12 protein-coding genes are annotated in these 13,854 nt (G+C 44.1%); 2 read left to right on the plus strand and 10 right to left on the minus strand.

The window, feature by feature from the left end; all coding sequences use genetic code 11:
• Positions 1 to 4: 4 nt before the first annotated feature.
• The 6 genes from F7R58_RS12410 to F7R58_RS12435 all read right to left on the minus strand — a co-directional run bounded on the left by F7R58_RS12410 (position 5) and on the right by F7R58_RS12435 (position 6,431).
• On the minus strand, positions 5 to 1,375 hold the full coding sequence (locus tag F7R58_RS12410; protein WP_158065234.1) for a tetratricopeptide repeat protein: 1,371 nt from the start codon (positions 1,373 to 1,375) through the stop codon (positions 5 to 7).
• A gap of 84 nt (positions 1,376 to 1,459) precedes the next feature.
• Complete coding sequence (gene glmM / locus F7R58_RS12415; protein WP_158065236.1) at positions 1,460 to 2,842, minus strand: phosphoglucosamine mutase; 1,383 nt, start codon at positions 2,840 to 2,842, stop codon at positions 1,460 to 1,462.
• A gap of 113 nt (positions 2,843 to 2,955) precedes the next feature.
• Entirely contained in the window at positions 2,956 to 3,108 is a 153-nt protein-coding gene (locus F7R58_RS12420; RefSeq protein ID WP_229723820.1) for a FeoB-associated Cys-rich membrane protein, read from the minus strand.
• A 4-nt stretch (positions 3,109 to 3,112) separates the two neighbouring features.
• A complete protein-coding gene (gene feoB, locus F7R58_RS12425) occupies positions 3,113 to 5,149 on the minus strand; it encodes a ferrous iron transport protein B (protein WP_158065238.1) in 2,037 nt (678 codons plus the stop codon).
• Between the two features lies 1 nt (position 5,150).
• Positions 5,151 to 5,408 carry a ferrous iron transport protein A gene (locus F7R58_RS12430; protein WP_158065240.1) on the minus strand — a complete coding sequence of 86 codons (258 nt, stop codon included), beginning with the start codon at positions 5,406 to 5,408 and terminating at the stop codon, positions 5,151 to 5,153.
• A 138-nt stretch (positions 5,409 to 5,546) separates the two neighbouring features.
• Positions 5,547 to 6,431, minus strand: a complete 885-nt coding sequence (locus F7R58_RS12435) for a GLPGLI family protein (RefSeq protein WP_158065242.1) — start codon at positions 6,429 to 6,431, stop codon at positions 5,547 to 5,549.
• Positions 6,432 to 6,541: 110 nt separating this feature from the next.
• On the opposite strand from F7R58_RS12435, the gene F7R58_RS12440 reads away from it, so the two are divergent.
• A complete protein-coding gene (locus tag F7R58_RS12440; protein WP_158065244.1) occupies positions 6,542 to 7,039 on the plus strand; it encodes a DinB family protein in 498 nt (165 codons plus the stop codon).
• Positions 7,040 to 7,068: 29 nt separating this feature from the next.
• Here the strand turns inward: F7R58_RS12440 and F7R58_RS12445 are convergent, their stop codons facing one another.
• Entirely contained in the window at positions 7,069 to 7,941 is an 873-nt protein-coding gene (locus tag F7R58_RS12445) for a GLPGLI family protein (RefSeq protein ID WP_158065246.1), read from the minus strand.
• 10 nt (positions 7,942 to 7,951) lie between these two features.
• On the minus strand, positions 7,952 to 10,663 hold the full coding sequence (locus F7R58_RS12450; protein ID WP_158065248.1) for a carboxypeptidase regulatory-like domain-containing protein: 2,712 nt from the start codon (positions 10,661 to 10,663) through the stop codon (positions 7,952 to 7,954).
• A 147-nt stretch (positions 10,664 to 10,810) separates the two neighbouring features.
• On the opposite strand from F7R58_RS12450, the gene F7R58_RS12455 reads away from it, so the two are divergent.
• Positions 10,811 to 11,701 (plus strand): cupin-like domain-containing protein, encoded by an 891-nt coding sequence (locus tag F7R58_RS12455; RefSeq protein ID WP_158065250.1) that lies wholly within the window; start codon positions 10,811 to 10,813, stop codon positions 11,699 to 11,701.
• On the opposite strand, the gene F7R58_RS12460 is transcribed toward F7R58_RS12455, so the two are convergent.
• Together F7R58_RS12460 and F7R58_RS12465 are read right to left on the minus strand one after the other, a co-directional pair.
• Positions 11,698 to 11,985, minus strand: coding sequence for a hypothetical protein (locus tag F7R58_RS12460; RefSeq protein ID WP_158065252.1), 288 nt, complete (start codon positions 11,983 to 11,985; stop codon positions 11,698 to 11,700). The genes F7R58_RS12455 and F7R58_RS12460 overlap by 4 nt on opposite strands.
• A gap of 27 nt (positions 11,986 to 12,012) precedes the next feature.
• Positions 12,013 to 13,707 (minus strand): M14 family metallopeptidase, encoded by a 1,695-nt coding sequence (locus tag F7R58_RS12465; RefSeq protein ID WP_158065253.1) that lies wholly within the window; start codon positions 13,705 to 13,707, stop codon positions 12,013 to 12,015.
• Positions 13,708 to 13,854: the final 147 nt, after the last annotated feature.

Consider the following 13,854-nt stretch of genomic DNA (forward strand, 5'->3'; position numbering starts at 1 on the left):
TCATCTATTTCTTTCTGGCTTTCACCTTTTTTACCTCATCTTTCATAAACGGGTACTTCTGAAGCATATCCTCTGCAATGGATTCATCCAGTTCAAGCGCTTTCTCCAGGTCTGCACGGCCGGATTTCTCATCATTCAGATGAAACCGGCAGTTGCTTCGCTGATAGTAAAGCTCAGCCCTTTGATGTTTCAAAACAGCCCTGTCCAAAAGTGTAATGGCCTCCTCGTATTCACCCAACAGCATTAAAACCTCTGAATATGCATACCAGTTATAAAACCTTTCGGGTTCCTGGGTCACCAGTTTCTTCAGGCAATTAAGGCTTTCTTCAAACCTTCCCGATTCAATATAAAGGAAAGCCATTCTTTTCTGATAATCAAGATTATTCTCATTCAGTGCTGTGGCTTCCTTTGCAAAATGCAGCGCTTCCTTCATTCCGCCCATTTCTTCATAAATATAACTTTGCTCCATCATTGACTGATAGAACTGCGGATCTTCCACCATGGATTTCTGAAAGGCAGCAAGCGCCTGTACAGGCTGTTTAAGCTCACGGTAGCAGAGACCGATTTTATAATAGGTGAAGGCTTTCGTAAACTCAACTTCAAGCATTTCCTGATATACTTTGATGGCTTCATCATACTTCCCTAACGCTTCAAGACAGGCAGCTTTGTTTCCGTAAACATTAACCGAACCCGAGTTGATCGCAAGCAGATAGTCAAAAGCTTTAATTGCCTCCTCATAATTCTTCCGGTTAAAGAAAAACTGGCCATACTCATACCAGGCAGTTTCCGAGAAGGGAAAACGGTCCAGGTAGGAATTCATAAATTCCACAGCCTCCTCATATTTCTTGAGTTCGTTCAGGCAGACCAGACAGTTTTCAAAAGAATACTCGTCGTTAGGATCAAAAGTTAGGGCAAGTTTATAATGCTTCAGTGCGCTGAAGGGATCCTGCAGATTTACATGTTCATCGGCAATGAAGTTATGGAGGAAATTCTGCTCCTCTTCCAGTTTCAAAGCCTTCTCACAATATTCAATTGCTCTTCTGGGATTCCCCAGGTTAGAATAATATTTGGCACAGCACACCAGAAAATCCGTACTGTCCATACAGGATTCAGAAAGCTCAGCAATTAAACGGCGGGCGGTACTGTAATCTTCAAGTTCCAAAAGAACCTCCAGCTGCTTGGTTTTAATCTCAATGGAATTGGGATGCAGTTTCAGACCAAAATTCACGGCCTGCTCTGCGTAGGAGATATCACCAAGTTCCAGATAGTATATAATGATATCTTCCAGCTCCTCACTGTCGAAGTAATACTCATCATTATTCTCTATCATATCTTCGAACTTTTTTGCAAGTTCGTTTTCAAAAAATTCTTCCACTTATTTTATGTGCAGTCCAACCAATGTATGAAACCGGGTTCCAAACTTTGACTGAACATTTAATTATACTTATCACTGCTGACCTTAGATCAGCGTTTTGATCTTTGCTATCATCTCATCTCCTAAACGGTCAGCTTCTTCCTGGGATTTCGCTTCCGTATAGATACGGATAATAGGTTCTGTATTGGACTTCCTAAGGTGCACCCAATTTTCTTTAAAATCAATTTTAACACCATCTACCACGGAAACCTCTTCATTTTGATACTCTTTTTCCATCTTTGTTAAAAGTGCGTCCACATCTATGCCGGGGGTAAGTTCAATTTTCTTCTTGCCCATGAAGTAGGCAGGATAGCCGGCACGGAGTTCTGAAACCGTCTTACCCTCTTTCGCAAGATGCGTAAGGAACAGCGCTGCACCTACCAGAGAATCCCTGCCGTAATGCAGGTCCGGGTAGATGATTCCGCCATTTCCTTCACCACCAATCACCGCGTTTTTCTCCTTCATCAGGTTCACCACATTAACCTCACCAACGGCACTCGCAAAATACTGTGAGTCGTGGGTCATTGCCACATCCCTAAGCGCGCGGCTTGAGGAAAGGTTGGAAACCGCCACTCCCTGAGTATGCTTCAGCAGGTAATCGGCAACGGCAACCAGGGTGTATTCTTCACCAAACATTTCCCCGTTCTCATCGATTAATGCCAGCCGGTCTACGTCGGGATCGACTACAATTCCCAGATCTGCTTTTTCCTTGATAACAAGCTCGCAGATATCTGTCAGGTGCTCCTTTAAGGGCTCAGGATTGTGCGGGAACTGTCCGTTTGGTTCACAGTAAAGTTTTATGACCTCACATCCTAATTTTTCCAATAGCGGTGGAAGAGAAATGCCCCCAGTTGAGTTCACCGCATCCAGCACGACTTTATATTTCCTGGCCTGCACTGCCTGCGCATCAACCATTGGCAATGCCAAAATCTTCTGTATATGGATGTCAAAAGCATCTTCCCGGCCTTCATATTTTCCAAGATCATCCACCTCAGCAAACTCAAAATCCTCTTCTTCGGCGATCTTCAGTACTTTTGCCCCTTCATCAGCATTAATAAATTCGCCTTTCGCATTGAGCAGTTTCAGAGCGTTCCACTGCTTGGGGTTGTGCGAGGCTGTAAGGATAATTCCGCCCTGCGCCTGCAGCTCAGGAACCATTACCTCCACCGTAGGTGTTGTGGACAGTCCCAGGTCCACTACATGTATTCCCAGTCCCTGAAGCGTAGCCGTAACCAGGGAATTTACCATGGCACCGGAAATACGCGCATCGCGGCCGATGACCAGCGTAAGGTCTTTTCGGTTGTGAGAACGCTGGAGCAGCGTCCCGAAAGCAGCTGTAAATTTTACGACATCAACAGGTGTAAGATTGTCATTTACCTTACCTCCAATGGTACCTCTGATACCGGAAATGCTTTTAATCAAGGACATTAATCTGTGTTTTTAAGTTCTTTGCAAAAATAGGAATTCCACAGGGAATAAAAGGCCGCAGTTTTCCACAGGCAATGAGTCACTTTCCGCGTCAAATCCTATAACCGACATGATTATCCGCATCCACAATCGGAGTCGCAGCTGTTTTCCTTCCTTTCCTTACTTCGCATGCCGAACTTCCTGCGGAATACATTAACGATATAAATGCAGGCCGCAACCAGCAGGACTGCAATAATAATATACTGTATGAGCAAAGTGGTTTCCATTATATTATTTTAAAATCTGATATGCAATAAATGCCACAATGTAAGCCAGGCCGGTCATAGCTACAGTTTGGATCAAGGTCCACCTCCAGCTCTTTGTTTCGCGGTATACCACTGCAATGGTAGAGATACACTGCATGGCAAAGGCATAGTATAGAAGAATCGAGATTCCGGTAGCCAGTGTGAAGATCGGTTCACCGTTGGGCCGTACATCGTTTCGCATCTTATCAATAATCTTTTTTTCTTCGGTATCATCGTCCATGCTGTACAGCATACTCATTGTCCCAACAAACACTTCACGTGCCGCAAAACTGGTAATAATAGATACACCCATTTTCCAGTCATAGCCCAAAGGTTCAAACACCGGTTCTATGGCCTGCCCTACTTTGGTAAGGTAGGAATGATCCAGATGCACATCGGTGGCAACTATTTCACCTTCGTTCCGGGCCGGTCCCAGATAACTGATCACCCAGAGTATCATGCTTACAGCAAGTATTATTTTACCTGCACCTGTTATAAAGTCCCAAACTTTGCCCAGCACCAGCCGAAAATCATAGCCAAAGAGAGGCATCTTATAAAGCGGCAGGTCCATAATCAGAAAAGTCTTACTTTTTTGCCTGATCATCTTTTTCAAAACAATAGCGGATAGAAGTGCTGCCACAAACCCGAGAAGGTACATGGCCAGTAGTGCGATCGCTCTGTAATCAATGCCCAGTAAGTTGCCTTCTGGAATGACCAGCGCAATGATGATACTGTACACCGGCAGTCTGGCCGCACAGGTCATGAAAGGCGTAACCAAAATCGTAATAAGCCGTTCCTTTACATTTTCAATATTCCGTGTGCTCATAATAGCCGGAATAGCACAGGCAACCCCGGAAACCAGCGGAACAATACTTTTCCCATTCAACCCAAATGGCTTTAGGAAGCGGTCCATAAGGAAAATTACCCTGGCCATATAACCGGAATCTTCCAGCAAATACAGGAAGTACAGCAATATTCCTATCTGTGGTGCAAATATGACAATTCCTCCGAGGCCCGGAATGATGCCCTCGGCCAGAAGGCTGTTCAGGGGTCCTTCCGGAAGAAGGCCGGCTACAGTTTCGGAGAGCCAGGCGAAACCGCTGTCGATCCAGTTCATGGGATATTCAGCCATGAAGAAGACCATCTGGAAGATGAGCAGCAATATAGCTGTAAAGAATACATAACCCCAAAAGCGGTGAACCAGCACAGCGTCGAGTTTTTCTGTAAGAAATTCTTTTAGCTGAGGTTTTTCGGAAAGTACTTTTGCAACGGTTTTATCAATGCTTTGATAGCGGCGGATGGTTTCCTGTGTCTGCAGCCGTTTGGGGACTATGCATTTGTCTTCGCTGAGATTCAGTTGCTCGTGCACCGAGTCCAGTTTGCCCATATAGGTTCCCGAGGAAAGCAGAGTCCAGACCTTGTACTCATTTTTTTCTGTGGTTTGTGCCGCAATTCTCTTAACGGTTTCGCGCTGTTCCAGCGGAATTTCAAAGGAGGCAGAATGGGTTACCTTAAATTCATTGCGGTAGATAGCCTCCCGTAGTTCGTCAATACCATGCTTCTCTTTAGCATTGGTTTGCAGTATCTTCACATCCAGTTCCTGAGCAAGTACCTCAAAATTGATGGCAATGCCGCGTCTTTCGGCTTCATCCAGTTGGTTTGCCACCATGAGAAGGGGTACGCCCAAATCCTGAATCTGCCGGAAGAGCAAAAGACCGCGCTTCACATTCATGGCATCCAGGATATAGATTACACCGGAATAATTTTGGATTTCGTCTATCAGGAACTTGGCAAAAATAGCTTCATCTTCGGAACTGGGATAAATGCTGTAAGAGCCGGGCAGATCTATCACCTCTATTTCCTCGCCTTCAAAGATGTAGTTTCCTGAGTGGCTGGCTACGGTCACACCCGCGTAATTACCTGTTTTTTGCTGACGGTTACACAGGGCATTAAATATTGTTGATTTACCTACGTTGGGATTACCAACGAGCAGGACCTGTTTCTTTTCTGGGGGAGTTTGCATTTCAGTCTGTAAGGGATTCCACAATTATGAAGCGTGCCTCTTCCTGGCGAAGTGCAATCCGGCTTTTTTCCTCTCCAAACTCTACATACAGTGGACCGCGGAAGGGTGCCTGGTACAAAATGCGGAAAACAGTTCCGGGCAAAAGTCCCATTTCAATGATTTTACCGGGCATCTCCAGATGCTCATTATCATATTCCACAATCTTCCCGGAGGTCTTACGCGGGAAGCAGCAAAGTTTGTTGGAAAGATCGTTTTTCAAGCCTGTAAATTTTGGTGCAAATATACGTTATTTAAATTTAATCTAAATAAGGATTGCATGCTTGAGGCGACTTGTAATCAAAAAAAAAGCCCGGCTTACGAGTGTACCGGACTTTCCAATTATAATGAAGTTAATATGTTATTTTTTCTTTCCGCCAGTGGCCGGAATCTCAATTGGATTGTTGTTTGAACCATAGAAATCCTTGGCAAACTTTTCCTGATCTTTAATGAATTCACCAATAGTTTTGTCTGAGCCCGGCATCTTGCGGCCCATCATCTCAGGAGTCATATAAGGACGCATCTCTGCCATAGGATCTGCTTTAAAGTTCTCAAGCGATTTCTCGAATTTATCTCTGGCCACAAGCACCACATTCTGACTCATTCCATACTTGGAGTTCAGCTTTTCGGCGTAGGAAAGTTCTTCCCAGTTGTTTACTTTTTTGTTTCCTTTTAGTGTCCAGCTGTAATCCTTCTTACTGTCCTCCACCTTTACAATCAGTCCCGGTAGGCCCGCAAATTTATAAGGCCCGTCTGTGAAAGGTAACTCTGTCGTAAACCAGGCAGTCCATTTACGCCCACCCATCTCTGTTGTTGCTTTCTGAGTATTGTACTCACCCACTTTCTCCTTTTCAGGCAAAATGGTCCAGTTCAGTTTGGCAGTTTCTTCGTAGCCAAATCTCTTCATGCTGATCTGGTCAGAATAGGTAACCTTCATGTCCGGATAAGTTTTCTGTACCTTATGGGTAAACTTGGGCATACGGATGGACTTGGTAATGTCTTTCCAGGCACCACTCTTCTCCATTGCCTCCACTTCCAGCTTAATCAGTGAATCCTGTGCCGGTACGGTAAAATCCTGATAGATGGATTTATCTGCTACTATATCAAGAGCTGTCATAACTTTCTCTGTACGAGTTGAATCCTTCTTCGGTTTGAAGGTCAGTTCATAGAAAAAGCGGTTGGCGGTCTGCTGAGCGTTAAGCGCAAAGAATGCGGTTACCAAAAATAAGCTGAATAATCTCTTCATTTCACAATGTTTCTTTATTAGTGTAGCAGACTGGCCAAATGTTACAAATTAAATCATAAAAGAAAGTAAACTCTTTCGCTTCAGAATTTTTAACTTTAAGCAAAAAACTTATGGAAACCTTACCTAACCTAAGAAATGAGTTAAAGCAGGAGTATGAGACTACAAAAAAATTTCTGTCCCTATTTCCGGACGGCAAAAATGATTTTGCGCCTCACGAAAAAAGCATGAAGATGATGCCGCTGGCTACTCATTTGGCTGAAATATTCGGCTGGCCGCATTTTATGATGACTACAGATAATCTGGATTTTGCTTCAGGAGATTATAAGCCTGCAGTCCTGACGGACAAAGCTGGACTTGAGCAACTGTTTGAAACCGAATATGAAAAAAGCATAACCACATTGAACAGCATGGATGAAGAAGATCTGGAAGGCAGCTGGAGCATGAGTATGGGTGACGAGCTGATTGCCAAATTCAGTAAATATGAAGCCATACGGCATGCCCTGAACCAAATTACGCACCACCGCGCTCAACTGGGTGTATACTACCGTTTGCTTGAAATTCCGCTACCGGGAAGTTACGGACCAAGTGCAGATCATGAAACCTTTTAAACGAAAAAAAGCCCTGCGCGGGCTTTTTTTTAAGGTTGCAGCTCAATTTTGTTATTATTGGATGCCAAGCGTTCGCGTGCGCTTTTCTCCATCACCTTTAAAATATCCTTTGGATCAGTGAATTCTGTTCCATTCACATTAATTTTAACTGTGGAATTAGGCCGGTTCAGCATTTCACGCATGCCCTGTACAGGATCGTTTTCGTACTGCTTAAGCTGTTTCACATACTGAGCGCGGCTTACATCAAGGGGTTGGCGGGCCAGCAGCGGAATTTCCCGGCCTTTGGTATCCAAAATTTCCTGTTGAAGTGCCGCTACTTTCTTCACTGCCTTAAGTTCCATTCTGTGACTTCCTGTAGCATCTTCCACGGCAACTATAAGTCCGGGCAATCCATGAAATTTATAGGGTCCTTCCTGAATGGGAATTTCGGGGGTAAACCATGCCGTCCACGTTCGGCCTGCAAATTGGGTTGTGGCTTTTTGTGCTTTGAATTCCCCAATCTGTTTATTTTCTGAACTGATTTTCCAATTGATTGCGCGGTCTTCTGTAACCCTGTAACTTTGATTGCCTATTTCGGTAATTAAAAAAGTCTTATAGGACGGATGACTTTTCTCCACTTTATACCTCACCGCATCACCATAATTCTGTCTGGAAATGGAAATATTACCCATTCCTGCAGCCAGCTGTTTCTTCAAATTGTCGTTCATAATGGAATCCGCATCAAATGCTGTTTTGCTGTAGTATTTTGATGCTTTCTCGTCCACGTCCAGATACATCCATTCGGTCCTGAGGCTGTCCCTCCTGGTAGAGTCGGCCCGGAAGGAATATTCGTAGATAAACCTATTGAGCTGTGCCGAAGTCATTACCGAGACAAGAAGCAGGAAAAGGGTAAGCGTTCTCATGAGATAGGTGTTATTTAAAGTTGAACTTAACAGCAACCATCACCTGGCTCGGACGAATCCTGATCTGTTCAAAGGAATAAGTGAAAGCATCATCAAAAACCCTTTCAAAAACCTTTTTGTTTGCGATATTAAGCCATTTCAGTTCAAAATCAATTTTTTTTGCGGTCCAGGCATACTGATAGGTCAGGTCGTAAAAGCCGTTTTTAAAATTCTGCGCCCCGCTGGAGTAGTTAAGCTGGTCCCAGTTTAGGGTTACGGAATGGTTTTCCACCGGATAAAGCGTAAGAGCCAGATTATGGTTAAAGCTGTCAGTCTCTGAATCTCCAATGCTGCTGCGGTTTTTACCCCACCCGGTGGTGAAATTATAATCCAGCGTCATCCAGGAGAAATAAGCATTGTTAAGTTTAAAGGTAAGGTTCTGAGTTGAGTTTTTATTCTCAAAGATCTGGCCACCCCGTGCATTGTCGGAGGTAGAAGCAGAATTTCGGAAAGACAGGGACAGGTTCGATTTGAATTTTGGAAAGTATTTCCCTATTTCTGCACTTTGGGAATTGGTTACCGTCCGGTTATCCTGTTCAATATAACTGATGATTCCCAATCCAAACCCCCTGTTCACATCAGCAATCAGATTACGGTCCGTTTGCGAAAGGCTGTAATTCACATTGAAGAAAAGGTTATTTAAAGGGTTTCGGTATTCCAAACGTGAACCCACGCGTTTTGATTCTGTTTCGGAAAGAGGATTTGCAGCGTTCATTGCTGAAAAAGAGGTAGGGCGCGACATCAGGATTCCCGCGTATAAATCATCTATGGCCGCAAAATTGTAATTCCAGTTACCGCTTACAGCAGCTTTCCAAAAGGAGGCAAAGGAGTACTGTACAAAGCCGGAAGGTTCAAATGTTGTCCGGTTAAAACTTTTGTCTACCATACGTGCTGCATCTTCAGCCCGGATCATATTGTAATTAACCGGCAACTGGATTCCGACCGTCCAGGCCTCGGATTTATAGTTAACACCCAGCCCAACATATGGCACCGCCCGGCTAAAACGCAGGTCATTGGTGAATTCTTCGCGTCGCTGGCTGGAGGCTGAATTGGCAAGTTCCAGAATTTCAGAATCCAGGTTGTTGCTGGTATAATTGAAACCGATTTCCGGCGTGAAGGTCCAGAATTTTTTGGTGAATCCCATTGTGGCGGAATGATTGGCTTCAAGAGTTTTCATACCAAAGTCCTGAGTAACTGTGGCAAAATCTCCAAACAGATTCTGTACGACCGGTATATTACCGGGACCTGAAATCTCTTCAGGATAAAATACGTAGTTGCCAGGTGCCACCCTCAAAAGCTGATTATCGTCCTGATAGCTGATGTATGACATTACATTAAGCATTTTGGATTTCAGCGGGATGATGGTGCTCAGTGAGTTCTGAAATGACGATGTAGGCGAACTCAGGGACTGGCGGGAATCCTTGTTAAGTGCGTTATCAAGTGAGTTCTGTAAACTGATTGCGGCACGGTCTTCATTCCAGAACTGGTTAAAGCTGGTTACATTTTTAAAGAATCCCTGCTTGGCATTTTTCGTGAAGATAAGTTCACCTTTAGCCTTATTTGTATAGAGGTTATTGTCCCTTACACTAACTTCGGTGAAGTTCTCCTTTTTAAAAAAGGTTTCCTCATAAGATTCCCGTTCTACAGCGTTGTTTACATAACTGGCATTTGCCTTAAGTTCCCATTCTTTATTTTTAAAAGGTGTCGTAAGCAGGTTGGCACTCAGGAAGTGGATATTGTTCATCAGATATCTCTTTTCCGGTAAATTAGGCACAGAGGCGCGCTCCACACCCAGCCAGCTGTTTTGCGAGGCATTGCTGCGGCGACCTTCCCAACGGTTGCCCATGGCGAACATATTTCCTTCATTTTCCACGGTTTCCCCTGTGTTATTGGTTTTGTAGTTTACCACCCACTGGTTTTTCTGACCGAAGAACATCGGGGTCAGCTTTACATTCCAGATGGCAGGATCGGATATTCCGACTCCTACTTCACCACGCCCCGTCATCGTAACCTGTTTTTTCAGTTTAATATTAATGGCCGCCTGATCAGACGGTACTTTATCCTGAAGTATTTTTACAGGCTGGTGATTCTCCAGCACCTCAACTTTCTGTACCGCATCTTTAGGAAGCGCATTGTTTACTACACCGTAACCTCCTTCCATCAGGTCCTTGCCGTTCACATAAAATTTGGACAGTGGCTGCCCCTGATAAAGAATGGAGCCGTCTTTATTCACCTCTATGCCCGGCATTCTTTTAAGAACATCAGCTAAAGTACGGTCATTTTTGGTGTCGAAGGATTGAATGTCATAGGAAATGGTGTCGCCCCGCTTGGTAATAAGGCGGGTTTTAAGCTGTATCTCCTCAATTTCTGTGGCTTCAGCGCTTAAGGTAAAGTCCAGGTTCTGGGTGGTATTCTGTACGCTCTGTGTAACCGGCTTGTGATTGAAAGCTTTGATCTTCAGGTCCACATTGGAATCTGCCGAAGTAAAAGTAACTTTATACTCCCCCTTACTATTGGTAATGGCATAGGCAATGATGGCATCCTTCCCTTTTTCCTCTATGGTTACGCTGGCACTTGGAACTGCATCACCTTCCGAGTTCTTAACTTTGCCGGTAATGGTTTTTTGTGCAAAAGTGATTACTGAGCAGCACAGCAGCAGGAAAAAGAAGAATTTTGTTTTCATAAATTAGCTTTAAGCCATTAGTAATGGATTTTGACGAGTTGTTACATCTCCCTGCAGCCGGTTGGTGGGAATGTCACAAAGAGGCATGCGCATAAATGTAAGTGGCCAGCCAAATAAATTAATAATTTAGCCGTCAAAATATAAGAAATGGGCATTATATATAAGCCGATAGATGTAGTGGAAGACATCACTAAAGAGGAATTTTATACCAAGTACCTCAAGCCCAGAAAACCTGTTGTCATACGCAATATGGCCCGCAACTGGCCCGCTTATCAAAAATGGACGCTGGATTATCTGAAAGAAACCATTGGTGATATTGAGGTACCACTGCATGACTCCTCCAAAGCAGATCCCGCGGCGCCCATCAATGCTCCGGCCACAAAAATGCGGTTTGGGAAATATCTGGATCTCATTAAAGAAAAACCTACTGATCTCCGTATATTCCTTTTTGACCCTATTAAAGCGTCTCCTGAACTTCAGCGTGATTTTATCGCTCCAAAAGAGCTTATGGGCGGCTTTCTGGATAAATACCCAAACATGTTCTTTGGGGGTAAAGGTTCCGTAACCTTCCTCCATTACGATATAGACCTGGCGCATATTTTCCATACGCATTTTAACGGCCGTAAACATATTTTACTTTTTGAGAATAAATGGAAGAAAAGGCTGTACAAAATGCCGTTTGCGACCTATGCCATGGAGGATTTCGACATTTCTAACCCGGATCTGGAAAAATTTCCGGCACTGAACGGCGTAGAGGGTATAGAATGCTACCTGGAGCACGGTGACACCCTTTTTATGCCTACGGGCTACTGGCACTGGATGAAGTATCTGGACGGAAGTTTCTCCATTTCACTGCGGGCCTGGGACAGATCGCTGGCTGTAAAGGCGCGTTCCCTTATCAACTTAACTGTTCAGCGAAACTTCGATAATCTGATGAAACGCCTCTTCAAAAAGAGATACATGGACTGGAAGGAAAAACGCGCCATCGCTAATGCAGAGTATGCACTTAAAAAAAACCGTCCGAAGAGATCTCTCTAAATTCCGGCGAGTGTGGCAACAATCATGATGAGCAGACTAATCAGATTGATTATCAGTGGGGCCAAAAATCTTGCCCTCCTGACCTTCCCTTTCCTGAAACAGAGAATTCCGTAGATAACTGCCTGTGCCACTACAGCCAAAATTATCGGTATCGTAAAAAGTTCCACAATAATCTGAAGTACAATTGCGGTTTCTTCCGCAGGTGTATAGTTAACCGCTGACATTAATATGAGGCTGCTTACGTAAAACAGACACAGTACACTCAGCAGGATTTTACAGTTCATAAAATGAATTTAATGAAAATCTGTGAGCTAAGGCAAACGGAAAATAGGATAGCGGTTTACGGTCTGCTCAAAATACGGTGATCGTTTGTAAATCCAGTCCAACTGCGCGCGGGGGTCTTTGGCAAATTTTGGGTTGATGACCTTCTCCATTTCAAATGCCGTTTTCAGAACGGTATCATTGCTTAACAGTTCTGCCGCGGTATCTTCGAAAACATAATCGGAAAAATACTCCTTTTGTCCCAAAATGGCATCAAAGAAGTTCCAGTTAAAAAAGGAATCGGTGGCCGCGGGTTCCAGCGTCTCCAGAAGATATTTCACTCCTTCCTGCGCGCCGGGTACCAAAAAATCACCTTTGTTTAATTTGGTGTTCTTAAACTCAGATTTCGTTTGGGTATCGTAATGCAGATAATGGCCTTCGTAAGGACTCGTGACGGTCTGAAAATCTACAATCGTATACATTTCGACCATTACTGTAGAGTCATTGTGCAATTCCCGCATCTGTATCCTGTTTCTATTAAGATGTTCAATAACTGTTCTTTCAGATTTGGGTACCACGTAATACCTTGGGACAGTAACCTGAAGTTCGGAACTGTATTCGTCAAAGAATTTCACTTTCCGGTTGAATGGCTTGGTTCTGTCGTAATACAGGCGGGGTGTTCCCGAAACGGCACTTCTCTTTTGCCGGGCTTCATATCCTTTGAAATCGAGCAGTCTGTGCTTATTTTCGTTAAGTTTCCAGCGAAGTGTATACTTCTTTTCCGGAATTAGCTCCGCGGCACTTTCAGCCATCTTCTTCTGGATTTCCGAACGGTTTTTACCCACATATTCCAGCGAGCTCAGCATATATTCATAGGTTGCCTTAACCCGATCCGCATAAGGCTTTAACATATGTGTTTCTGCCACGGTACCCATTGTATTGAACAGTGCGGTATAACCTGTGGCATACCGCGGCGAGTCCATAAAAGCGGGAAAACCTTTGTCCGGTGCTTGGCCGTGAATGTTGACGTAAGGGGTAGTCAGAATTCCTCTGGTTTCAAGTTGCTGCATTAAAACAGGCTGCATTTTGGTATGGAGATAATTTCCTAACGTCTTACCCAGTCTTTCTTTATTCGAAGAAATATAGGTGAACAGATATTGGTAATCGGCACCGTTACTTACATGATTGTCAATGAAGTAAATAGGTTTGTAGTGATGGAAGATCTGCTGGAATGCTTTGGCATTATCTGTATCATTCTTAATGAAATCCCGGTTCAGGTCATAATTGCGGGCATTCCCGCGGAAACCGTACTCTTCCGGACCGTTCTGATTGACGCGGCTGAACTTTCCGCGACGCTGCATACCTGAAATATTATAGCACTGCACCGCCGCCACTTTTAAATTTTTTGACTGGATCTTTGCTGTGGCAAGGTCCCGCATAAGCATCATTGTAGCGTCAATACCATCGGGTTCTCCGGGATGAATACCGTTGTTGATGAGAAGTACCGGAAGGTTTTTGTTACTTGAAGGCGTGAACACCACCACCCTGATGGGTTCGCCATTATCATCCTGTCCAAAATTTTCCACTGAGATGGTCTCAAATTCCTTGTCCAGAGCCTCGTAATAGGCCTTCATTTCCCCGTAGGTAGTGGTTTGGTTGCCATTACCCTGTTCGTAAGGTGTTTGCACTTGCTGCGCTTTCAGAACGGTAAAGCCCAGAACCAGCAAAATGAAAATTTTCTTCATTTTATTATGTTTAATCAAAAATAAAAAATTCCTGAAAGGATCAGGAATTTCGTTTTATAACAGTCCGCTATTTACGAAGGTGACCCCGCGCTCTGACTGGAACGGAGCTCTTTTTTCTTAAGAAAAAAAAAGCGGGAGTGGAGGGCG

The sequence above is a fragment of the Chryseobacterium sp. genome (assembly GCF_008831505.1).
In the GTDB taxonomy this organism is placed as follows: Bacteria; Bacteroidota; Bacteroidia; order Flavobacteriales; family Weeksellaceae; genus Marnyiella.

What these genes read in the sequence shown, in the direction of transcription:
- glmM (WP_158065236.1), bottom strand. Translation starts at nt 2,842, where the DNA reads ATGTCCTTGATTAAAAGCATTTCCGGTATCAGAGGTACCATTGGAGGT.
- F7R58_RS12420 (WP_229723820.1), bottom strand. Translation starts at nt 3,108, where the DNA reads ATGGAAACCACTTTGCTCATACAGTATATTATTATTGCAGTCCTGCTG.
- feoB (WP_158065238.1), bottom strand. Translation starts at nt 5,149, where the DNA reads ATGCAAACTCCCCCAGAAAAGAAACAGGTCCTGCTCGTTGGTAATCCC.
- F7R58_RS12435 (WP_158065242.1), bottom strand. Translation starts at nt 6,431, where the DNA reads ATGAAGAGATTATTCAGCTTATTTTTGGTAACCGCATTCTTTGCGCTT.
- F7R58_RS12440 (WP_158065244.1), top strand. Translation starts at nt 6,542, where the DNA reads ATGGAAACCTTACCTAACCTAAGAAATGAGTTAAAGCAGGAGTATGAG.
- F7R58_RS12445 (WP_158065246.1), bottom strand. Translation starts at nt 7,941, where the DNA reads ATGAGAACGCTTACCCTTTTCCTGCTTCTTGTCTCGGTAATGACTTCG.
- F7R58_RS12450 (WP_158065248.1), bottom strand. Translation starts at nt 10,663, where the DNA reads ATGAAAACAAAATTCTTCTTTTTCCTGCTGCTGTGCTGCTCAGTAATC.
- F7R58_RS12455 (WP_158065250.1), top strand. Translation starts at nt 10,811, where the DNA reads ATGGGCATTATATATAAGCCGATAGATGTAGTGGAAGACATCACTAAA.
- F7R58_RS12460 (WP_158065252.1), bottom strand. Translation starts at nt 11,985, where the DNA reads ATGAACTGTAAAATCCTGCTGAGTGTACTGTGTCTGTTTTACGTAAGC.
- F7R58_RS12465 (WP_158065253.1), bottom strand. Translation starts at nt 13,707, where the DNA reads ATGAAGAAAATTTTCATTTTGCTGGTTCTGGGCTTTACCGTTCTGAAA.